At 38.4% G+C, this 20,370-nt stretch carries 17 protein-coding genes; 3 read left to right on the top strand and 14 right to left on the bottom strand.

All coding sequences use genetic code 11. The features are described 5' to 3' along the window. The first annotated feature begins 145 nt into the window (after positions 1–145). Positions 146–1,702, top strand: a complete 1,557-nt coding sequence (locus tag Q2U82_RS13650) for an NAD(P)/FAD-dependent oxidoreductase (protein ID WP_410005406.1) — start codon at positions 146–148, stop codon at positions 1,700–1,702. 105 nt (positions 1,703–1,807) lie between these two features. On the opposite strand, the gene Q2U82_RS13645 is transcribed toward Q2U82_RS13650, so the two are convergent. Both Q2U82_RS13645 and Q2U82_RS13640 read right to left on the bottom strand, forming a co-directional pair. Next, the gene (locus tag Q2U82_RS13645) at positions 1,808–2,236 is read right to left on the bottom strand and encodes a peptidylprolyl isomerase (RefSeq protein ID WP_410005405.1); all 429 of its coding nucleotides are present in this window, start codon (positions 2,234–2,236) and stop codon (positions 1,808–1,810) included. 299 nt (positions 2,237–2,535) lie between these two features. After that, positions 2,536–3,177 carry a DUF6266 family protein gene (locus Q2U82_RS13640; protein ID WP_410005404.1) on the bottom strand — a complete coding sequence of 214 codons (642 nt, stop codon included), beginning with the start codon at positions 3,175–3,177 and terminating at the stop codon, positions 2,536–2,538. A 1,127-nt stretch (positions 3,178–4,304) separates the two neighbouring features. Here Q2U82_RS13640 and Q2U82_RS13635 point away from each other — a divergent pair. Both Q2U82_RS13635 and Q2U82_RS13630 read left to right on the top strand, forming a co-directional pair. Further along, positions 4,305–4,631 carry a YegP family protein gene (locus Q2U82_RS13635; RefSeq protein ID WP_410005403.1) on the top strand — a complete coding sequence of 109 codons (327 nt, stop codon included), beginning with the start codon at positions 4,305–4,307 and terminating at the stop codon, positions 4,629–4,631. A 477-nt stretch (positions 4,632–5,108) separates the two neighbouring features. Then, positions 5,109–5,255, top strand: coding sequence for a hypothetical protein (locus tag Q2U82_RS13630; protein WP_410005402.1), 147 nt, complete (start codon positions 5,109–5,111; stop codon positions 5,253–5,255). 365 nt (positions 5,256–5,620) lie between these two features. Here Q2U82_RS13630 and Q2U82_RS13625 read toward each other — a convergent pair whose 3' ends face one another. From Q2U82_RS13625 to Q2U82_RS13570, 12 genes are read right to left on the bottom strand one after another with little or no spacing between them, the layout of a single operon-like run. Continuing rightward, a complete protein-coding gene (locus Q2U82_RS13625) occupies positions 5,621–6,346 on the bottom strand; it encodes a restriction endonuclease (RefSeq protein WP_410005401.1) in 726 nt (241 codons plus the stop codon). Beyond that, the gene (locus Q2U82_RS13620) at positions 6,343–7,440 is read right to left on the bottom strand and encodes a ParB N-terminal domain-containing protein (RefSeq protein WP_410005400.1); all 1,098 of its coding nucleotides are present in this window, start codon (positions 7,438–7,440) and stop codon (positions 6,343–6,345) included. The genes Q2U82_RS13625 and Q2U82_RS13620 overlap by 4 nt, the downstream gene beginning before the upstream one ends. 21 nt (positions 7,441–7,461) lie before the next feature. Then, positions 7,462–9,552: a Piwi domain-containing protein gene (locus tag Q2U82_RS13615; RefSeq protein ID WP_410005399.1), complete on the bottom strand. Its 2,091-nt coding sequence runs from the start codon at positions 9,550–9,552 to the stop codon at positions 7,462–7,464. Positions 9,553–9,612: 60 nt separating this feature from the next. Beyond that, a complete protein-coding gene (locus Q2U82_RS13610) occupies positions 9,613–11,139 on the bottom strand; it encodes a DndE family protein (RefSeq protein WP_410005398.1) in 1,527 nt (508 codons plus the stop codon). A 12-nt stretch (positions 11,140–11,151) separates the two neighbouring features. Then, a complete protein-coding gene (dndD, locus tag Q2U82_RS13605) occupies positions 11,152–13,134 on the bottom strand; it encodes a DNA sulfur modification protein DndD (protein ID WP_410005397.1) in 1,983 nt (660 codons plus the stop codon). Between the two features lie 15 nt (positions 13,135–13,149). Beyond that, a complete protein-coding gene (locus tag Q2U82_RS13600; protein ID WP_410005396.1) occupies positions 13,150–13,815 on the bottom strand; it encodes an HNH endonuclease signature motif containing protein in 666 nt (221 codons plus the stop codon). Then, positions 13,812–15,092 carry an AAA family ATPase gene (locus tag Q2U82_RS13595; protein ID WP_410005395.1) on the bottom strand — a complete coding sequence of 427 codons (1,281 nt, stop codon included), beginning with the start codon at positions 15,090–15,092 and terminating at the stop codon, positions 13,812–13,814. The genes Q2U82_RS13600 and Q2U82_RS13595 overlap by 4 nt, the downstream gene beginning before the upstream one ends. Further along, positions 15,089–15,274 carry a DNA modification system-associated small protein gene (locus Q2U82_RS13590; RefSeq protein WP_410005394.1) on the bottom strand — a complete coding sequence of 62 codons (186 nt, stop codon included), beginning with the start codon at positions 15,272–15,274 and terminating at the stop codon, positions 15,089–15,091. The genes Q2U82_RS13595 and Q2U82_RS13590 overlap by 4 nt, the downstream gene beginning before the upstream one ends. Then, the gene (locus tag Q2U82_RS13585) at positions 15,258–15,896 is read right to left on the bottom strand and encodes a hypothetical protein (protein WP_410005393.1); all 639 of its coding nucleotides are present in this window, start codon (positions 15,894–15,896) and stop codon (positions 15,258–15,260) included. The genes Q2U82_RS13590 and Q2U82_RS13585 overlap by 17 nt, the downstream gene beginning before the upstream one ends. Continuing rightward, positions 15,893–17,245: a hypothetical protein gene (locus tag Q2U82_RS13580; RefSeq protein ID WP_410005392.1), complete on the bottom strand. Its 1,353-nt coding sequence runs from the start codon at positions 17,243–17,245 to the stop codon at positions 15,893–15,895. Before Q2U82_RS13580 ends, Q2U82_RS13585 begins: the two co-directional genes overlap by 4 nt. A 10-nt stretch (positions 17,246–17,255) precedes the next feature. After that, entirely contained in the window at positions 17,256–20,045 is a 2,790-nt protein-coding gene (locus Q2U82_RS13575) for an N-6 DNA methylase (protein ID WP_410005391.1), read from the bottom strand. A 5-nt stretch (positions 20,046–20,050) separates the two neighbouring features. After that, complete coding sequence (locus Q2U82_RS13570; protein WP_410005390.1) at positions 20,051–20,344, bottom strand: helix-turn-helix domain-containing protein; 294 nt, start codon at positions 20,342–20,344, stop codon at positions 20,051–20,053. Positions 20,345–20,370 lie beyond the last annotated feature (26 nt).

Genomic DNA, 20,370 nt, shown 5'->3' with positions numbered 1-20,370 from the left:
AATTATTTGTATTAAAAATAGCCAATAACTCAACGAAAGCTGGTAGGTCACCGAAAGTTTAATCAATTTTTAACTAGTGTTAGTGAATATCTAAGGTTTGAATATTGTGACTAATTTCGCCATTAAAAATTTATATTTGCGGTCTATGAGCAAACTGGTTCAAATAGCTATATTGCCACGGCAGCAAGAAGACTTGGATTATATCCTCGAGCTTGCTTTGGAAAAGGAAAAACTTCGGAAGGAGCAAATAAGTGATTGGCGAATTAGAAAACGTTCCATAGACGCCCGCCGGAAACCTATCAAACTAAATCTGCAAATTGAAATTTGGCTGAAAGGCGAAAAGCGTGAAATAATTCCGCCATTTATTCCGCAGAATGTTTCTTCATCCAAAGAAATTGCAATCATTGGAGCTGGCCCGGCTGGGCTTTACGCTGCACTAAGAGCTATTGAAGCCGGTTTGAAACCAATCGTTTTTGAACGTGGAAAAGACGTTCGGGAACGGAGAAGGGATTTGGCGGCAATAAATAAAGACCAAATAGTAAATCCCGAAAGTAATTACTGTTTTGGCGAAGGCGGTGCCGGAACCTATTCTGACGGCAAACTTTACACCCGAAGCAAAAAGCGTGGAAACGTTTTGAAAGCCCTGGAATGGTTCGTACACTTTGGTGCGGATGAAGATATTCTTGTAGATGCGCATCCACATATTGGCACCAATAAACTTCCAAAGATAATTACCGCAATGCGGGAAGCCATTATTGAAAATGGGGGCGAAGTGCATTTCAATTCAAAATTGACAGATTTAAAACTGAAAGATAATACCATTGAGGCGATTCAAATAAATGAGGGAAAATGGTTCAAATTTGAAAACATAATTCTTGCAACTGGTCATTCAGCGAGGGATATTTTTTATTTACTTCACGATAAAAATATTAAAATTGAAGCAAAACCTTTTGCAATCGGTGTTCGTGTAGAGCATCAGCAAGAATTGATCGATTACATTCAGTATCACGGGGAAGATGACAATCCATATTTACCGCCAGCTAGTTATGCTTTGGTTGAACAAGTGGATGGTTTGGGTGTTTATTCATTCTGTATGTGCCCCGGCGGAATTATTGCTCCTTGCGCCACGAAACAGGAAGAAGTAGTTACAAACGGTTGGAGTCCAAGCAAGCGGAATAATCCGTATGCAAATAGCGGAATTGTGGTAAGTGTAGAACCCAAAGATTTACCAAATTACAAAGAAGGCGATCCTTTTGTTTGTTTGGATTTTCAAAAGTTTGTGGAGCAACGCTGCTGGGAAGCAGGAGGGAAGACCCAAAAAGTGCCTGCTCAACGTATGATCGATTTTGTGGAAGGAAAAGTTTCTGAAGATTTTCCGAAGACATCCTACCAGCCAGGAATTGTTTCCGCAGATTTAAATGAAGTTTTACCGCCTTTGCTTTCAAAGAGATTGAAAAAAGCATTTGTAGCCTTCGGAAAAAAGATGAAAGGATACTATACAAACCAAGCTGTTTTACATGCTCCGGAAAGTAGAACTTCTTCGCCTATTTCTATTCCGAGGAACCAGGACACTTTGGAGCATATTGAAATAAAAGGATTATATCCTTGCGGCGAAGGTGCTGGCTATGCTGGCGGAATTATTTCCGCTGCTATTGATGGTATTAATTGTGTGGATGCAATTGCTCACAAGTTAATGCGTTAATTTGTGATTTGAATTTTTATAAACTCCTCAACTCCTCAACTTATCGACTTAAATAAGAAAAGGCCACCACTCGGCAGCCTTCTTAAATCTATATTCCCTTAAAAATTACTTTATTTCAAGTAATTCCAGTTCAAATGTAAGGTCTTGGCCTGCCAATGGGTGATTTGCATCAACAATTATAAAACCATCCTTTACATCTGCAATGCGCAGCTGGCGTTCACTACCATCAGGATTTTTGGACACAAGGCCCATTCCAACTTCTGGCTTAATTTCCTGTGGAAGATTGTCATTCGGTATTTTTTGGAAAAGCTCTTTTTGAACTTCACCATAAGCTTCTTCTTTCGGGATTGTAATGGTTTTCTTTTCGTTCACTTTCATATCCACCAATCCTTTTTCGAAACCTGGAATTAAACGACCTTCACCTAGCTTTATCTCTAAAGGCTCACGTTGAAGAGAACTGTCGAACACTTGTCCGTCGTTCAATTTTCCTGTGTAGTGAAGTTTTACGGTTTCATTTCCTTGTACTTGACTCATAATTTTGGTTTTTTCAATTATTGTTCAATAAGTGAGCAAAACTATAGGTTTGATTTGCCAATTCCACAGAAATAAGACATTAATACTGAGATTTATGGAAATATTAACGGGTTACTTCCCGATGCAAAATGTGAAGTCTTATTGATAATCAACGATTTACAGCTAAATAGAAACCGATTAGCAACAAAAAAGGTTGATTTATAGCTAATTAAGGGCTAAAGATAGGAAAGATGGGAAGTTTTTAAACAAAAAAACCGCCCTAATAATAGGACGGTTTTCGGGGAAAACGTCAATCGCTTTTACGCAACTGTTACAGAACCTAAATGCGTACTATTGGAAACTTTGGTGCCATCTGCAGAAACAAATCCAAGATATACCTCAACCACGTCTCCAGTATATTCAGCTGGTAAGTTCAAGGTTTCAGATCCTGCTGTTCTAACAGGTCCACCTGTGGTATAAATACTTTCTTTCTTGTCCGGATTAAGGACTAAGATTAAAGATTTATCAGTGGCAAGAGCATTTCCGCTGCTGGAGTTGTCATCCCAAGATATTTCAATTTCTTCTGGAGCAGAAGATGTAGCGGTTCCATTGGCCACACCTTTCAAATTACCTCGACTCACCGAAGCGTTCGGATAGTCAATGTTATAGTTGGGGTAAGCACCAACCACTCCATTAAATAGATTGTAAGACATTGCTGCGTTGAATTCCGTCATTTTTATAGCGTACAGTTTAAAACCTATTCGCAGGAAATCAGACATTGGTTGAAGAAAACGAAGCACGGTTGCAAATTTGGACCTTTGGTCTAATTGCCCTTCAGTCCTGGGGTTCGCTACACTGGAAGGTTTGATTCTTAGGTAATCGATGCCCTTCCAGGTCCCACCGATTACATTCCCGATTTTACCGGATACACCGCCGAGAATACCTTGATTAATTACTGCCATTTCTATTGAATTTTAAAGGTTATACAATACTTCGGACTTGGCACGGACTTGATTCGGCTTTGTCCTTATTCAACTAAATTACTTCAATAAATGTGCAGTGGTTCGGTCGAAGTGGTTGTTGCTTTTGCTTTCCTTATTTTGCTTTTCGGATTAAGTTTTTTATCAGATCAGATGGTAAATGTTTTCCCCATTCCTATATATTTTTTAAAAGAGAAAAAAAGAAAAGAGAAAGCTTTCGTTTAGGCGGATTGCCAAGGTTGTCAAGGTTTTTGAATGAAAATACTATCCAGCCGGAGGCGGATGGAGATTTTCATCAAAACCCAGAGGGCTTGACCTTGATAATCCGTGGTGGCTGAAGGAAGGGGCAACCCGCCTTTCTTTGCTGACCTCTTTTATTAATTTTTCGGGGAACGACTAAAAAAAAGAGCCCCCTAAAAAGGGAGCTCTGTGAGGCAACACTCTACCCAAAGGATGCGCAACGTGTACTCCTTGAAGCCAACGTGATGCACACCAATGAAGAACGGACTGCCCGAGGTGCGTATGCCCGCCAGCAACCACCGGCTGCCTAAACGGACTCTAAATAAAAACTTGAACATAATGCCTGATGCCACAGGATCGGTGCGACTGATGCAAGGGCTGTTAAAAAAAATACTACCCGCGTTTAAGAACGGAATTGTCAGGTGCAGACCGGAGTATCAATAACAGTGAAAATTATAATTCAAGCTACAAGCAAGGGTGGAGATTTTTTTTTAAAACAGGCGCAGCGAACCCTTGCAGCTCTCGCATCCGCACGCCTGTACCTTTGCTTTATGTTGGAGTTTTTTATCCTTTAGAATCGGATGCAAGTTGTTTTACCATCTTTCCGGTTAAAGATAAAAAACGATACTGTTCTTTTTTAAAGAAAAAGGGGAAAGGGGAAAAGAGGAAAAGAGGAAAAGGAAAGCAGATTTATTAATGGTGTAGACATCCCAGCACGTTTTTTTTTGAAAAATATTACTTCAACGCTGGAAAATATAACTTGCAAAAATCGTAGGACTTACAATTTATAGGATGAGGGCCTAGATTATGGCGGCGTTTTAACTTTATCTTATTTTTTTTATATTTAAGAAAATTTAAAATCAGAAGTTATGGCAAAATTTGAAGTATATCAGGATGCTAAAAGTGAGTATCGATTTAGATTAAAAGCAAGTAATGGGCAATCCATTTTAGCAAGCGAAGGATATTCTGCTAAAGCGGGATGTCTGAACGGTATTGAATCTGTTCGGAAAAATTCTCAAGATGACAGTAGGTTTGAAAGAAAAAAATCCAGCAATGGAAAACATTATTTCAATTTGAAAGCTAGTAACGGGCAGGTGATTGGAACGAGTGAAATGTATGAATCTTCTTCTGGAATGGAGAACGGAATTGCTTCGGTGAAAACTAATGCACCCAATGCCACTATAGATTCAATTTAATTTAGAATCCAAAAATGATCTTAAGCCTTCTTAATTGAGGGCTATTTGTTTTTATATAAAGGTTTAGGCAGGTAAATCAAAAGGCGCGAGCCGCCTGCGAGCGGAGCAAGGGTGGCGGATGCAGTAGCCCGAGGGAGGAGGGCGGCAGACGCCTACCGTTTACGGCAGGGCTGGCGCGATTTTTTGCTTCGGATGGGAAAGGCAAGGGTAGGGACTGAGTGTAACGAAACGAGCCGGAGCTGGAATGGAGCAATGCCAGATGAAGATGAATTGTTATGTTATACACCAAATATTTCAGAGTAGTGGATAGTAATTGAAATTATCCGGGTGGTATTGCGAAATTAAGGTACGTAGGCTGGTGTAGTGGAGGGAAGGAGCTACTCTTGCGCGGGTTGCCGAAAGTGGCTGAGTTGAGGGAATGAGGCACGAATGAGGGAAACGAAGCGACTTGTAGGCAAATGGCTGATTGCAAAAAACGTGACAGCCCGATCAGCCCGAAGCGACCCGCAGGCTCGCACAATTAACAAGTGGCGGCAGACCCCCAATAAAAAAGTGGTGAGCGATAGCGAACACCTTATTGGGGTTTGGGGGGATGAAGTAGCCACGGGTGAGGAAGGAGAGTAGCGTGTGAAGCAAAGCAAATAAATAGTGCCAGCGAGGACGTGTCGCCGCAGCGGTGCTATTTATGGTCCCGGCAAGGGTAGCTATACTTTTAAATATTAAAGCATAGCTGCTTTGTATACCCTTGCTGGGATGTTTTTGCGGAACAAAGCGGAACGACTGACGAACACCGCTTTACCTGCGTTGGGATGAGTGTGGGGAAAAGCAAGTGTAGGCCTGAATGAATTGCAGTGCAACGGAAATGAATGAAGGACTTCTCTTGCTGCGCGTTGCTGGAAGTGGGTGATTGTAGAGAGTGAGGCACGAACGAACAAAAAGAACCGACTGGAAGCAAATGGCTGTGCGGGTGGGAATGGTGTGTACAGGATCTATTGAATGAAAGTTGACAAATAATCATCTCCTTTGAAATCAATCGACTTCATCTGATTGAAAACTAGAAAGGCGATTTGCTGGCCGTTAAGACTTATAAAGTTGTTCTTTGAAATTTCATCTAGTGCTGATTGGATATAATCAGATGTGGTACAGAAAATAAATAGTTGTGCCGGGTACTGGTTATCTCTTTTTTGACGATTGGCAAAAGCAGTGAATTTGTCTATATCTACACGACCCACATTTCCGCTGTACTTTTTGGCTTGACCATACAGTTCAACATATCCATAAGGACTTAGAGAATACATATTCTTGAATGGAACTTTAGCGGAGAAATCTACACCACCGTCATTCGACTTTTGAGAAATATTTACACTTTCAGCATTGAAGCATTTTTTAAGTAGCGTTCCACAAAACTCTTCAAATTCTTGCCAGGTTAGTTTGTGTAAACCTTTGTAAATATTCTGGATAATTGGGTAATCCGGATTGAATGAAACTATAGAAGAATCAATATTCTCGAATATACTTGCTGTATTTAGTTTAGTGGCTAATGCTATGTGGCTTTGGGCATATCCAATGAAATTTTGAATGTTGATTTCAGCCAATTCAGCAGCCTTGAACATGTTTTTACCTTCTAATTGATAATAAGATGTCAAAAATTGGAGAGTGCTGAATTTGGCCTTTTCACAGCTATAAGCTAATTCTATAATTGCGGAAAGATTCACTGGTTTTCACCTTGTTTTAAAATTGCAATTCGATCAAGTTGTTTCTTCATTTCGGAAATGGATGATTTCAAATCATTCACTTCATCATTTGACATATCAGCTTCTAAACCTTCAGCAACAATATTTTTAAAGGCTTCTATTGCATTGGTTATTTTACCCATACATTCAGTGAGAGTGACCTTTTGAGCATTAAAATTTTTCTGCTCAATGTAATTCATAGCCTTTTGAAGGTTTCTATCATCCAAATAATTAAGTGCCACGGGTTCATGTACTAAGTGTACTAATTGGCGAACATTGTGAGCGTCTGATAAGGCAATGTTTCCTTCTTCATCTGGTGCTAACCATTCATAAAACCTGCGGGTATTTTCTTGATTCTCGAAAAGATAAGACTCTTCATTCCATCCCATAAAGTTTCTCAAGGCAGGACGTTTTAGGACTTCATCAAAGTGACTAAAGAATGAATGTTTCCAGTAACTTGAATATTCTTCATCCTTTTTAAATTGAGACATTACGCTAAAAGTCTTGTAATATCTATTGATCTCACGGACCGACATTCCAATCATTTTTGAAATAGTGGCTGGTGATTTTCCTTTACCAATTAAGTCATTGATGTACTGAGCTTTTTGGTAAGCATCCCATTCTTTAATTCCTGAAACATTTCGGATGCCTTGAATTACCTTGCTAACATCTTCAATGTCTTCAATCTCTCCTTCTATTACAAGTATTTCGATTGTCCTGAGTTTCGTTATTCCTTCATCAGAAAGAATGGATTGTCCAAGACTATGTTGGTTTAAAAGATGTTTAATAGCTGTTGTACGCCTATTTCCTTCAACTACCACATAATTATCATCATCAATTTTCCTTGCCACCAAATTATCCACTTTGAAAAAGCCTACGGTTTCAATTGATGCAGCTAGGGATTGTACATCAAAACGTGGGTGCATCATTTTATCATAGGCGCTTTTTTGAACCTTCTCGTCAGAAAATTTAGATTGTGGGATATTTAATGATTCATCTGATATATCTGCAAAGCGAGGATTGTTTGGATCTAAAAGAATGTGATCTATTGAAACGGATACAGGTGTTAAAATCATAATATATTGTTAATTAAGTTATTACAAAAACCAAAGGTTACTCCTTCCAAACTCGTTAAGGTCTTCCATTTCAAAGTAGGGATAGATTTTTGCGACCATTTCCGGGTACTTTACAGTGACGGGAAGGTTTTGTTGCTTGACCGATTTCCAGTACATGCGGCTGAACTGATATATCTGATCTATTAACTCCTTTATCACGGTTACATCTTTTAATGCTTCTGGGTGGGTAGATTGAAATGTAAGTTTTAAGGGCGAGTGATAACTCTCAATTTCTATTTCTTCTTCATCTACGTACCGAGTATTGTTGAATAGCAAGTATTTATTTCTGGCATAATTGATTATCGTGCCACTGTATGGAAGCAATTCTTCAAAGTTGGTGTCAAACACCAGGTAGTCTTTGGAATAGGTTTTATTTACTGTAATGACAATAATAGGTATGTGGTCATAGCCTAATTGAAAAAGTACCTTTTTGATTGGCAGAATTTCTTTCCTACCCATGTCTTTGTAAAAGTGAATGATAAGTCTGTTTAGTTTTTGTTTCTTCTTGATAAAATCCTGAATCATAATTTTGATTTCCTGTGCCAGAAGAAATGATTCAGCAGAAGAACGGCAATTAAACTCTTTGAAGTCTCCATTATTGGAGAAACAGAAAGCACTTCCAATGTATGGTACACCAAACTCTTTTGATTTAAACGCACCTACACCAACTACCAATTCATCACGTTCGGTAGCTTCAAGTTTCCAAGGTACTCCACCAGTTTTAGCTAGAATTGCTGCGGCAATGTTGATATAATAGAATTTTTTGAAATCAGGAGAGAAGATATGTTCCTTGTATATAGCCTGAGAAGTAATGTCGTGCTCAATTAAGGTTTTCTTCACCTTGTAATAGACAGCTCTTTTTTCCTTATCGGTTTCATTTTTACTAAATGGACTCAGGTAAATCGCAACATAGTTGAACTTTTCATTGTCAATCGGATGGTTATCCAAATATTCTTGGATAGCATCAAAAGGATTCATTTCATCAGTAAAGAGAATGCTGTTTTCTCGATCTAATTCAAAGCGAATGCGGATTATATCGTACAAGGAAACACCAAATTTATCTTCCATGAACGAGCCATCTGGTCTTTGGTATCTCTTTTTCATGATTTGAACTAAGCGATTTGCATAGTCTCTATCATTTTCATGAAGTATCATGATAAATTTTACTTGGTTCTTTTTGGGTAAGCTGTAGGGACCAAATTCCTGAAGGTTTTCTTTTGGTGTATATACCTTTTGCTTTTCTTCTGTACCCAATTGCAATAAGCTGCTTGACTTCTTGGTAGTATGAATTTTACTACTTGGAACTCGCATAAAATCAGTAATGCTATGATTCAAGACTGTTTTGAAATCCGTTGTATTGATATGATCGGACAAAAAAGTGTTTAAGCTCTTCCATTTCCGATCGTACTTGTTGCCGTATGGATTATTTGTAGGCTTAAATCCGAAGTGGGTTTCTAATGATTTATTAACGACTGGGAATACTTCCTGATAATTAGACTTGCCTTCATCTGATAGGTTTTTGACGTGGTAGAAATTCTTTCGGAAAACTACTGCTGTAAAGGTGTCTAAATCTATATCTGGAAGGTCATTTATTGATTTGTTTAAAAGGCGTGTAATACCATTGTCGTAAATGACCAACTCAAATCCTTCGCTTATCTCAGCATATTGCACCCGGAGGCTGAATACCTGATAGGTTGTAAAGAGCTTGCTTGGTTGGTTTGGTGATTCAAACCAAACTTCAATATCTCTAATGAAGTTATTACTGACCAACGCAGCCTTCTGCCTGAAATGCTTTCTAATAAGATGACTGAAATAGTGTTTGGCAAAACGAGGACTTTTGGACAGGTCTATTTGGATGTTTAAGTCTGCATCAGCATCATCTGAAAAGAAGGTATAGAAGTAATGGGTCTTTTTTCTTTCTTCGGTCGAATAGGTCTCTGCAATCTCTAAAGGACATTCTGAAAGGTGAAGCGGAAGGGCATTAGCTCTTTTTTCTTTAAAAAAGGACATGTCCACATACTGCTGTACCGGTGAAAAAGGAATGATATTGATTTTGAGATCCTGACCGTTCATTAGTCTTTTCGTTTACGTTCTACCAATGGCAATGATTACTCTATATTATTTGCATCTGATTTAATAATTCTTGTAATAAGGTTCTGCTGAGAATTTGACGAACTCTTCTGTTTTTTGACCGCTTCTGCTAATGACTTGGAAGGGCTCTAAACGAGCTACTTCGCTCTGTAAGTCTTTAGCCGTTTTGTTACTACAGCCAAGTATGTCTTGAATTGATGAAGCGGAAACACCTTCACATTGAAAGATATAGGCAAACTCCAGTAACTCTTGAAAATTGAAGAACTTCTGCTGATAGTCATTAGGTGATTGTGAAGCAAAGAATACTACAATTCCTTTTGAACGACCTTCTCTGATAATCCTTTGTAAGAATATATTTTTCTGACCTAAATAGTTGTGTGCTTCATCAATGACCAGTATTGTTCTAAGTGTTCTTCTACCGTCTTTTACTGGACTATCTGGAAGGCTTGTCATTTCTTTATACAATCGCTCAATGACTAAATAACCTACCAGTTCTTTCAATACAGGCATAGCGTGTACGTCAATTATCATTGAACGATTTGAAAGTTTGTCGATTGGCTTCACTGAATGTCCATGCGACCAGAACAAATTGAAGTTTGCCAAATCACGGAGCACTTCAATTAAGGAATCATCTCTTTTGCCTTCTTCTTCATAGGCCATTGTTGCCAATTCCAAAATATCTTGAAAGTCAGGGTATGGTTCTTTGGATGAAGCTCTTTTGGCGTATGCTGCCATAATAGCTTCTGTTAAAGCTCCTTTTTGTACTACTCCAAACTTTGAATTTATAGAAGCAAAACTTTCAGCTTTTTCCCTTGCTGAAACCTGAATAGATTGTTCGTCATAGGCAGGTAAAACAAATGGATTGATAGGTAGAGACTCATTATTCTGTAATAGTCTGTAGGTTCTCGATCTGGTAATGTCAATAAAGCCTTCATTGTTTACTACATCACCTTTGTAGTCAAAGAAAATGAAGTTGGTCTGGTAGCTGGATTGCACTCGAATATCTGCTAGAATTTTGAGCAAAAATTGTGTTTTACCAACTCCTGGTTTACCCATAATCGCCAAATGTGAATTTGCGTGTTTCTGGGTATTGTTTAACTCCATCATCAAAGGGTCGTTAGTAAGTATGTTACGGCCTATGAAAATATCTAAGTCTTTGGTGAGTTTCTCCTTAGCACCCTTAAGTTCTATTTTCTCTATTAGAGCTGAATACCATCTGGACACATCCTGACCTTGGGTTTCAAATAAATCCCAAAGGATCTGTGCGCCATTGTCAATATGGCTTTTGATGATAGATTTGTTTGAAAAGAACTCATCATCTTCAAATTCAGAACGCTGGTAAGTGAAAGAAAGCAAGGCTTTCATGAATATTTCATTATCACCAAAGAAGGAATGCCTTCGCATTTCATTTCCACCAAAATTGCTACTTTGTGGTACGTTGCTTCCTGATTGAAAGATTGAAAGCACACAAGCCATTCTTGCTATTACTGATTTGTCCAGCTTGCTTTCCATGCGCAGACCATTGATGTATTCGTCTGCTTTTTGAGATGTGTATAGTCTATCTGCCATATCCGTATCTTTTTAGCTCCAGAAGTAGCCTTCTTTGAAGGTGGTTAATTCCTTCATCTGGCTGAACTCCAGTTTACCTGCTCCGCTTAAATGTGTCTCTAAAGTTTTGAAATAGTTGTTGTCGATTTCAGTATCTGTAGAAAGGATAATAACTTGACCTGCTGCATTGGGAAAATAATTGTTGACGATATTGTCACGGTGAATACTGTCTAATCTTGAAAGCGGTGTATCAATAATAATTGGTAGGTTTAGTTGAGAAGTTTGTGCTAAACCCCACAATAAGGAAACAGCGAATATTTCTTTCTCACCAGCTGATAAACCGGACTTTTTCATTTCATGGCCATTGCGGTCACGGATCATTATTTCATAAGTCTTTTCATCTATTTCCAAATCTTTAATAAGTCCACTTTTGCTTGAAAGCAGCTTGTACATTTCAAAGGTTTTTTCTTGCAGTATATGGATTTTATTCTTCCTGAGCCGAATAGTGAACGTATTAAGTAAGTTGGCAATAGCATCACATTCTTTTATAAAATCCACCTTTTCTTTGCTCATATTGTGCTTATCGTACAATTTCCCTAATTCCAGCTCAATGTCCTTAATTCTATTCTCGATGTTCAGGACTTCTTCAGATAGGTTTTGAAGTTTGACTGTTAAGCGGCCAATCTGGTTTTGGCAACTTTCCATTTGTTGCTGTAATTCATCAAAGAGTTGTTTTTCCGTATCGGAAGAAGAACCGAGCGATGCGCCATCCAAGAGGTTTAATTCCTGGTCCATTTCGTTTCGTTCGGACAGGAAGTCTTTCAGAGAAAGGATTTCACTTTGCTCAATCTCTTCCATCTTATTAAGCACTTTTGCAATGTCTCTATCCGACATGTTTAAAAAAGTATTAGTGGAATCTGACTGCTCTTCTTTAAGCACAGAAAGCACTCTTTTTTCTAATTCTTTGCGTTGGTCACCATTAAGAGGGGATGAATAGATTGGTTCGGGTTTATCTACTGCTGAAACTATGTCCTGTGCCAATTGAATGGCTTGGCTACTGATAGCTTTTGATGCCAATGCACTCCGCTCTTTGTCTATCTGCTCTTTGAGTGGTTCAAATAGTTTGCCTGCTAATGCCCAAGGCAAATGCTTGTCAATGATTGATTTAATTTGATTATCCAACTGCCCTTTTTTGGATGCCAATTGAATTTTCTTACGTTCTCTCTGCTTGGTTTCATCTGCACTTTCGGGTTCTGCATTGAACGCAGCTAAAAAACGGCTCTTGGCATCTTCATATTCAGTTTTGAATTGATTCAATTCGGACTGAACTTCATCTTTTTGCTGTTGCTTCTTAGATAATTTGGCTTTTTCTCTTTTCAGCTCACTTTCCTTGAAATCAATATCTTCATCTGAAATCTCTACAAAATTTTTGCGTTCATCTTGCTTAAGATGCAATACATCATTGGAAAGTCTAGAAATGTATTGAATGCCCAAAGCTGCTTCTAATGAAGATTTTAACCTGACTTCTGAATGGTCGTCTGCCGCTATCTCTTGAATCTTCTCCCCGTCAAAAAAGAAGAACTGCGTGATGCTTTTCGGAATCATGGCATTGATGTAGTCCTGCCACATATCTTTGTTTTGAACTGATACTCTTTTACCGTCCTTAATCACTACCAGTTTTTCTTCCAGGTCTTTTGGTTTGGGAGAATCTACTGTGCCAGCTGTCCATGTACGTTTTACTTGGATTTCTTCCAACTCTTCTGTTTCAATGACTAATTCAAACGAAGCATAAGCATTACCTTTGGCTAGTTCTTTTCTATTGATATATTTAAAGATAAAATCCTGCTTGGCTCCATAGAGGCAAATATTGACGGCTTCCATCACTGATGTTTTTCCTGCCCCATTCATTCCGCCAATTAAAAAAATGCTTTTACCTGCTGAACTATCAGGAAAGCTGATGGTAGTAGGAAACTGGAAGCTCTTGTAGTTTTCTATGGTGAGTTTTCTGAATTTCATATTGACATTATTATCTTAAATAATTCCACTAGGTCTCGGAATCCTGTTATTATGACTATCAATTACGTAATGGGTTCCAATTATTTCACTTCTTAATTGTTCCAGAACTTCAGGTTCATTTTCAAATACTTTCACCCAAATCGAATAAAAGCCCATTCCTTTTGCTGTGAGTGCGATTTGATTTGCCATTTGTGGACTTGGGCTGTCCTGCCAATTTTCAAATGAATACTTAGCTATTTGCCAAGATTGCAATCTAAAAATCCATCTTGAATCGGCTTTTGTAGGTTCATTTGGCATGCCCGGATTCCTATCTAAGCCCATTAACTCAATTGTTGCTAATGCTTCTGTGCGAACAGGTGTAGGTTTAGCTGTTATTCCGCCAGCTTCTGAATAATCAAATGCTAAATCAGAATTATCTCTATCAGGCCAAATATATCCGGTTCTAGACGGGTTTCTTGCTCCCTTCACTGTATTGCAGTATTTGCAAGAGAGTAGAAAGTTTTCCCAATCTAGAGGTGCGCCACCATTATCTCTTGGAACGATATGTTCAACTTCAATCATATTGGTTATTGCCATTTCGCAATATGAACAATGCCAATCAATCCTACCCCCAAGATCATTTCGAGCATCTTGGTATCTTGTATAAGTTCTTGGTGAATTTCCTTTATTTACTGCTCTCACTTTTTGCCCAATTTTTTAAGTTTTTCTTGTTCCATGAAGGCGTCAAATGCTGGGTTTTGAGAAAAAGGTTTGATTAACTCTGCTAATTTCAAATTATCTTTTTCTGATAACTCTTTCCCAGAATCTAAATCCTTATAAAAGTCTTTTGCCATTTCAAACAAGTCAGTTTTCTTCTTACTCCATTGTGGCATATCTACCCCTTGAAGAAATTCAGCTATATCTTCCACGCTTAAATCGGAAGCCCCTTTGACTGCATTTAAATTGCAGTTTTCCATCAAGAAGAGTTGTCCTGTTTCAGTCTCCTGAATTACAAAAGGACTATGGGTCGTGGTGATAAATTGAATTTTTGGAAAGGTTCGCAAAAGACTTGTAATAACAATTTTTTGCCATGCTGGATGAAGGTGAAGGTCTAGTTCATCAATTAAAACGATTCCTTCTGTTTCCTTTAAAGCATTTTGTGCTAAAAATGGATTTAATAAAACACAACGATGGGCAATGTCTGCAATCATCGCAAAAAAGCTTCTTATCCCATCGCTTAAATAATTGAATGGTAAAATCCTACCATCACCAAGTTCTACTGTCAAACCCCTGTTAGTATCGGGATCAAAATCGAAATAGACCTTCTTGCAATTTGGCAAGGTTGAAATAATTGAATCTTTTACTAGTTCCAATAAGACATCTTTTTCGCCACGTTGAATTTGTGACATTTCTTTCAATCTGAACCATTCTGTGAATCTTTTAAAGTTTGATTTGGCATCAAATGCTTCTCGATATCCCCTTAGTCTTGAACCTATTTCTTTTCCTTTTTCTAAAGATTTATCTTTTCGCTTACGATCCTGAGCAATTAAAAAAAGCCTTCCGGTAGAAAAATAGCTGATCAGTGGCAGCTTGACTTGAAGGCCTTCTCTAATAGCAGCATCCAAATCTCTTCCAATAGCACTGATTTCATTTGCATTTTTGGTGGTGGTACTTCCTTTTCGTGAATTTCGCTCTCTGCTCCATTTGATTCTTGAATTATTAACAACTCCTTCTGCAATAATTTCGACTGGAAATTGATACTCTTCATGCCGGTATGAAATTTCATTATTCGAAATTGCTTTTGTAGAAACATCTCTAACTCCAATAAACAAAGAGCCAGCTGCTTTAAGTAAAGCTTCAAGCACAGCAGTTTTTCCACTTCCATTGTCTCCAATGAATACATTTAATTGTTCATTCAAAGTGAGATTTAACTCCTTGATGCCTTTGAAATTCCGTATTGTGGCTTTTTCTATTCTCATGGCAAACTTGTTTTTAAGTTAGACTTTATGATCTCAGACAAAGCATCATAGATGCCTGCACGTCTTTCTCTAAACTCATACTCCTTGGTTGTATCCAATAGTTTGAGCATTTTTTCATACGAGACGTTGTATTGATTGCACAACTCCTTGAGCAACTGCTTATCTTCATCTTTGAGCTTCATGGTCTTTTATCTTTTGACGGTAATAATCTAATGTTCTGTCTTTTGGCTGTCCTTCAATATTCCACCATGTCCAGCCATTTTGCGACTTATTGCTTGCTGCTACAGCAGCAGCACTAGGCGAATCAAAGATTTGCTTTGATCCATTGATTTGTAATTCAATATGTCCTTGTTGTGTAATGATAGCGTGATAAATCTTGCCTTTATATTTCTTGCTTAGATTCAAAGGGACAGGCAATAGTTGAGCATCTATCAGATACTTTAGTGTAATTCTGGATTCTGACTTTTGATCTTTTTTCGCTTGCTTATTGAGTTTTTTAGGCTCTTTTTCTTTTTTGCGTCTTGGCTTATGTTGGTAAGGAGCGAACAGCTCCTGAAGCTCTACCTTAGTAGCATCTGCTTCTTTGAACAGGTCTAGCTCTTTGAGCAATTTGAACTTTAACTCCCGCAATTCATCCGGTACGGATGTATTGCTTTTTTGCATGTTGGTTATGGTTTTATCAATGGACTGAAGTTGTGCCTGCTTTTCTTTTCGGCTTTCCGTAGCCCAATAGGGTGCTATCTCTTGCTTGAGATTATGCAGGATTTCCTTGAGTTGGACGATATGGTCTAGCCATTGTTTCATGCGGTTTGGGCAGCTTGTTCTATTAAGGTTTCTACTTCTTCTTTGGCTTGTTCGAGCAACTCTTTTGATTTCCTGCGAGCTTCCAAACTGTCTTTCACATTTTGACTTATGGATGCCATAGTCTCTCGATTAAGAATGGGAATGATGAACTTAGCCATGTCATTCGGATAAAGCTCAGCTTGTGCGCTTCCCCTAATGTGTTTCTCAGTCTGTAATTGACCTACCAATGAGTTCATGACAAAAGCAACATAGGTAGGGTCAATATCTGAGCCTTTCATCCTGATAATGTTTACATGGTTACTGGCAAGTGCTGGTTCTGTGTCCAAATAAATATTGGTTTGCCCTACATAAGCCCCAGTCGTATAAGTGAGAATGTCCCCATATTTTACATGAGCTTCTGGGCTTGCCAAGTAGTGCAGGTCTGATGTTCTTTCCAGATTATCATAATCCAAATGAGTATCTGTTATGTGTTGACTTGTCACCACTTTTTTTGATCCATTTGGAATATAGATAGGTTGAACACCCCTACGGTTCAGAACCACCGAAGTACCCAAATGGATATAATCAAAATTTGTTTTGATGTGATGCAGAAGCTGGTCAAACTTAGGTTTGAAATGGTTGGAGTCTAATCGATGACTTGATACTACTTCGCTAAAAGTTGTTTCAAAACTAGGTTTTTGAATAAAGGCTAATTTTTTTAACTCTAGCGCAACTTCTAATTCTTCCGTAGCAAGGGAATACTTATGGGTGGAAATCTCTAAACTGTCTATTGCTTTCTCTATGATGCCTTGGAAATAATCGCTTTTTTCAATTAATACTTCAGGCAGATAAGTGTTTTTCAATGTGATGGAAGAAAATCTTGGGTGAGCATTCCCTGTTTGAGCCCAGTCTAATATTTTTTGGACATATCTTGACAAAGAAAAAGGCAATAATAAATGTGGAGTAACTTCACCTTTTGATTCAAAGACTAAATATTCAGTAGAGAGGGCGATATTCTCTTCCATTTTTGGAATTATCGCCATTTCCTTTAGGTAATGCCTAAGTCTTGAAATAATAAAATTGCCAGATTTTGCAATTTTTTTGTTACTGGTTACTTCTGCAAGAATCGGGTTTTTCCCGCCAAGTAGAAATTGGTTTATCGTATCAGGAAGATCATAAACCCGCCAATAATTAGTGAACTGGTTTGGCTTGACTGTATTAGTTTTTTCTATAAAATAGTGACCAATTTTAGAGCTTGATATTTTTTTTAATAAGTCTTCCGTTTCAAGTCGTTCGCGCTGATAATGTTCGGCAAGAATATTATTTCCTTCCTTTATCGAACTTCTATTTATTATATTATAAACTGCCATATATCAACCGCTATTTCCAAAAGTTAAATCCTTGTTCTTTCGCATATCTCACGAATGCTTCTGCAATGGCCAATGGTTTTCCCTTTACCAAATATTCCGCTCTGGGTTCTGCTGCCATTGATAGTTCTTCACCCATTTCATCTGTCGATTTTTTAGTGTTCATAGCTTCTAAAGCAGCCTTAGAAATATCATAGTTTACCAAGTCTTGCCTGAAAACTGGATTCCCGTTTTCATCTTCTACAATGTTTCCATCTTCATCAATCAGGTATTCGTATTCTCCGCTATTGTTCTTACCGCCTTGTTCACTTACTGCCATAAAAATTGGATAGTCCAATCGCTTGGCTACTTCGGCATCTATAAAGCGATCGGATAGCTTTTGTAATAAATCATCATCAGCTATGATCAATTTAAGTTTACCCTTTGTGGTCAAGAGGTTTTTATCATATTCCGCTTGTGGAATGTCCTTTTCCATTTGCTTTATAAGTGATTTCAGCTGCTTTGAAGTAGTTTTTTGTTCTTCCTTCAGTGCTTTTATTCGCTCCTTGTGCGCTTCTTTAACTGGTTTCAAATGCTCTCTTAACTCTGCTTTAGAGCCTTCCCATTGCTCAGTGATAATTTCTATTTCAGCCTTTTGGGTTTCTTTCATGGCTTCTTCAGCATCTTTGAGGCCGTCCAGTTGTTGCTTGGCTTTCAATAGTTCTGTTTTGAGTTCGGTGATCTTGGTGTCGGCTGCTTCCAACAATTCTTCCAAGTCGGGTTCTACAATGTTTTCTTCTTCATCTTCATCTCCACTATCGTCTCCTTCACTATCCGCTTCGGTTGTTTCGGGTTCAGGCTCTGCAAATTCTTCGAGTATTAATTCAAGGATATTTTCGGGAATTTGATCTTCGGGTATTTCCAATTCACTTTCGCAAGCAGACAATAGTTCCTGAATCTGTGCAGCGTAATCAGGGCAGGCTGCTTTCACTTCATTCTGCACTTTCTCAATATCCTTTAATTCCTGTTCGGTATATTTCTGAATGAATAGAACAGATGTTTTTGTCCCGGTATGTGGTTTGAAACTGTTGCCATGTAAGCCTACTACTGCAAGCAGGCGGGCTTTGCGTAATATCCACTCACGAATAAAGGCAAGTGAAGAATTATTGAATTTACCCTGAGGCAAAACAATAGCTGCTCTTCCACCGGGTTTGAGCATTTTAATAATACGCTCAATAAACAATACATCACGCTCTTCCTTGGCTTGTTTGTCTTTGGCTCTTTTTAGTGCTGGTTTTGCGAGCTGGTAATGTGCCAACTGTTGCTTCACTTTTACTTCACCTGCGAAAGGTGGGTTTGAAAGAATAATGTCAAACTTTAACTCTTCGAAATACTCCCAAGCCTTATCGTCATCATTGAAAAGTTCATCATTTGGGATAGGTGTTTTTGTCAGGCTGAACTGCTTCAAAGTTTGCATAAGGGCTTTGCCTGAAGGGGTACGATACCATGTTTTAGGTTCCAGTGTGTCTACATCTGGACCAAAGATGTTGGTGTGGCCATCACCAGCTATCAGCATTAAAGCTCTGGATGTCTTGGCTGCTTGTTCTTCAAAGTCAACGCCCCACAAATACCTAGCAGCGTAGCGGCTTTTTCTCAACTCCATTTCATCCACATTGGAGGCAGGATATGCCCATTCCATGGCATGAACCAAGAAACCTGCAGAACCACATGCAGGGTCTAGTACATATTCGTTTCGTTTGGGATTCAGCATCCTTACACACATATCAATCACGAAACGAGGCGTAAAGAATTGACCTTTTTTCTTCTTGGCTTCTGTAGGGAGAAGGTACTCAAAAGCATCATCAATGATGCGAAGGTTAGAACCTAAGAAACGCTTTCTTTCGAGCGGAGCAATACAAACATTTAAGTGTTCTTTCTGGAGCTTGATTTTATCGTTTTCGTCAAATACACCTTTCCATTCCTGAGCAGCTTTCCTAAAAAGGTGATTTATGCGTTCGTAGGTTAATTCAGGGTCTTTGAACCACTTAAACTCTAAGGACTGATCGGCTCTTGATTCAATGGCTTGCTTTTCATCCCAAATCTTAGCAAATATTATTTTGAAGATTTCATTGAATACATTTACACCAGATGAACCGAGTACTAGTTCTTCCAAATCAAGCAGTATTTTTTTGAAATCAAAGCTCTTTTCAAGGTGAGCTAATGTTAGTTTGGCTGCTTGTAGGTCTTCAGGAGTTTGTCCTTTTTTTGGTATTTCAGGTAGGGCGTCAAAGTCCTGAGGATAGGGGCGATAAAGTATTACCCTTTCACTTCCGTTTGACCAAACACCAATTGGAGAGCCTTCAGCGTTGAGGTAGCTTCTCAGCTGTTCAATGCCATCTTTCCGTTTAGGTTTTTTGATTTCAAGGACAATTTTTGGTGTAGTCTTAGTATTGTTGGTGTAGACTATAATATCGGCAAATTTGGTTCCGGTATCTGTGCCAAACGTAATTGGTTTCTCCAGTGCTATTTCCGATCTATCATAGCCATAGTAGTTGATTAGCTTATACACCCATAGTTGCCTGATAATCTCTTCAGGGTTGGATTTCCCATCTTCAACATAAATTTGAACTTCTTCCTTATCTGAATGGAAAGGTGCTAAGGTTTTTAGGTAATAAACGCTTTTTCCTGTCAATCTTCCCGTGCCAGGCTTTATTACAAGTTGAAGTGCAGTATTGTAATCAATAGGAGAACTGTCAAATTCAGCCAGCTCAAACTTCACCGCAGGGTCTTTAAATATCTTATCAAGTAGCTCTTTAGCTGTCATTTCAATTATTTCTTATTAAGTTCTTTCAATTGTCTTTCTGCAATTTGGACAGCATCTAACGCAAGTTCATCAGATGCCACCAATTCTAATATTTGTTCCGCCAACCATAAAGTAAGAAGTGGCTTTCTCTCCGTTTCAAGAAGGTCAGCTAAAAGTTCTACCTGTTCTCGTTTAGCCTTTCTATCCCCACGTTCAATTTTGCTATACATAGGGGTGTCTATTTCAAGACTAGCGGCTAACTGTCGTTGCAGAAGCTGTTTTTCTTCTCGCAACTCTCTTATTCTTTCGCCAAAATGCATGACCTTTCTATTTATGACTTGTCAAA

Source organism: Aequorivita nionensis (assembly GCF_046352995.1).
Classification (GTDB): Bacteria; Bacteroidota; Bacteroidia; order Flavobacteriales; family Flavobacteriaceae; genus Aequorivita; species Aequorivita nionensis.
This window is presented reverse-complemented; position numbering and strand designations above follow the sequence as displayed.

Bases quoted from the DNA above. Each gene is read 5' to 3' on its own strand.
- Q2U82_RS13650 (WP_410005406.1), top strand. From the start codon at position 146: ATGAGCAAACTGGTTCAAATAGCTATATTGCCACGGCAGCAAGAAGAC.
- Q2U82_RS13645 (WP_410005405.1), bottom strand. From the start codon at position 2,236: ATGAGTCAAGTACAAGGAAATGAAACCGTAAAACTTCACTACACAGGA.
- Q2U82_RS13640 (WP_410005404.1), bottom strand. From the start codon at position 3,177: ATGGCAGTAATTAATCAAGGTATTCTCGGCGGTGTATCCGGTAAAATC.
- Q2U82_RS13635 (WP_410005403.1), top strand. From the start codon at position 4,305: ATGGCAAAATTTGAAGTATATCAGGATGCTAAAAGTGAGTATCGATTT.
- Q2U82_RS13620 (WP_410005400.1), bottom strand. From the start codon at position 7,440: ATGATTTTAACACCTGTATCCGTTTCAATAGATCACATTCTTTTAGAT.
- Q2U82_RS13615 (WP_410005399.1), bottom strand. From the start codon at position 9,552: ATGAACGGTCAGGATCTCAAAATCAATATCATTCCTTTTTCACCGGTA.
- Q2U82_RS13610 (WP_410005398.1), bottom strand. From the start codon at position 11,139: ATGGCAGATAGACTATACACATCTCAAAAAGCAGACGAATACATCAAT.
- dndD (WP_410005397.1), bottom strand. From the start codon at position 13,134: ATGAAATTCAGAAAACTCACCATAGAAAACTACAAGAGCTTCCAGTTT.
- Q2U82_RS13595 (WP_410005395.1), bottom strand. From the start codon at position 15,092: ATGAGAATAGAAAAAGCCACAATACGGAATTTCAAAGGCATCAAGGAG.
- Q2U82_RS13590 (WP_410005394.1), bottom strand. From the start codon at position 15,274: ATGAAGCTCAAAGATGAAGATAAGCAGTTGCTCAAGGAGTTGTGCAAT.
- Q2U82_RS13585 (WP_410005393.1), bottom strand. From the start codon at position 15,896: ATGAAACAATGGCTAGACCATATCGTCCAACTCAAGGAAATCCTGCAT.
- Q2U82_RS13580 (WP_410005392.1), bottom strand. From the start codon at position 17,245: ATGGCAGTTTATAATATAATAAATAGAAGTTCGATAAAGGAAGGAAAT.
- Q2U82_RS13575 (WP_410005391.1), bottom strand. From the start codon at position 20,045: ATGACAGCTAAAGAGCTACTTGATAAGATATTTAAAGACCCTGCGGTG.
- Q2U82_RS13570 (WP_410005390.1), bottom strand. From the start codon at position 20,344: ATGCATTTTGGCGAAAGAATAAGAGAGTTGCGAGAAGAAAAACAGCTT.